Genomic DNA, 1,543 nt, shown 5'->3' with positions numbered 1-1,543 from the left:
GGTCGACCACCGGGGACCTGGCGCGGTTCGCCGCGTTTCTGGTCCGGGGAGATGCCGGCGGTGAGGCGAAACGCACACCCTCAGGTAAGGGGTGACTCCGGTACCCACTAGTGACACCGCCGCATTCAATGCGTACGCTCCTGAATATGGATATGCACTCTGTGGTGGTGGGGACGTCCGGGGTCACGGCGTCCGACGTTCTCGCCGTGGCGCGCGGCGGTGCCCGCATCGAGCTGTCGGCGGAGGCGGTGGCGGCCCTGGAGTCCGCCCGGGAGATCGTGGACGCGCTGGCGGCCAAGCCCGACCCGGTCTACGGCGTCTCCACCGGCTTCGGCGCCCTGGCGACCCGGCACATCAGTCCGGAGCTGCGCGCCCAGCTGCAGCGCAACATCGTCCGCTCGCACGCCGCCGGCATGGGTCCCCGGGTGGAGCGCGAGGTCGTACGGGCCCTGATGTTCCTGCGGCTGAAGACCGTCTGCTCGGGGCACACCGGCGTGCGGCCCGAGGTCGCGCAGACCATGGCCGACGTGCTGAACGCACGGATCACCCCGGTCGTGCACGAGTACGGCTCCCTGGGCTGCTCCGGCGACCTGGCCCCGCTGTCCCACTGCGCGCTCACCCTCATGGGCGAAGGCGAGGCGGAGGGCCCCGACGGGCGGGTCCGGCCCGCGGGCGAGCTGCTCGCCGAGCACGGGATCCGGCCCGTCGAGCTGCGCGAGAAGGAGGGCCTCGCCCTGCTCAACGGCACCGACGGCATGCTCGGCATGCTGATCATGGCCCTCGCCGACCTGGACACCCTCTACAAGTCCGCCGACGTCACCGCCGCCCTCACCCTGGAGGCACTGCTCGGCAGCGACAAGGTCCTCGCGCCCGAGCTGCACGCCATCCGCCCGCACCCCGGGCAGGGGGCCAGCGCCGCCAACATGCTCGCCGTGCTGAAGGGCTCGGGGCTCACCGGGCACCACCAGGACGACGCCCCGCGGGTCCAGGACGCCTACTCCGTGCGCTGCGCCCCGCAGGTCGCCGGCGCCGGACGCGACACCGTGGCGCACGCCCGCCTGGTCGCCGACCGGGAACTGGCCTCCGCCGTCGACAACCCCGTCGTCCTGCCCGACGGACGCGTGGAGTCCAACGGCAACTTCCACGGCGCGCCCGTGGCCTACGTGCTGGACTTCCTCGCCATCGCCGCCGCCGACCTCGGCTCCATCGCCGAGCGCCGCACCGACCGGCTGCTGGACAAGAACCGCAGCCACGGCCTGCCGCCGTTCCTCGCCGACGACGCCGGTGTGGACTCCGGGCTGATGATCGCCCAGTACACGCAGGCCGCGCTGGTCGGCGAGCTGAAGCGGCTCGCCGTACCGGCCTCCGCGGACTCCATCCCGTCCTCCGCCATGCAGGAGGACCACGTCTCCATGGGCTGGTCGGCCGCGCGCAAGCTGCGTACCGCCGTGGACAACCTCACCCGGGTCATCGCCATCGAGCTGTACGCGGCCACCCGCGCCATCGAGCTGCGCGAGGGACTCACCCCGGCGCCCGCCACGCG

General features: G+C 73.0%; 1 protein-coding gene. It reads left to right on the top strand.

Annotation, left to right across the window (positions count from 1 at the left end; all coding sequences use genetic code 11):
* Nucleotides 1-152: 152 nt before the first annotated feature.
* Nucleotides 153-1,543 (top strand): histidine ammonia-lyase (gene hutH, locus H5J33_RS34755; RefSeq protein ID WP_181798639.1); only part of this gene is annotated, 1,391 nt, incomplete at its 3' end.

The sequence above is a fragment of the Streptomyces sp. WELS2 genome (genome assembly GCF_013870595.1).
Taxonomy (GTDB): domain Bacteria; phylum Actinomycetota; class Actinomycetes; order Streptomycetales; family Streptomycetaceae; genus Streptomyces.
The sequence above is the reverse complement of the archived record's forward strand: the minus strand, read 5'-3'. Positions and strand labels throughout refer to the sequence as shown.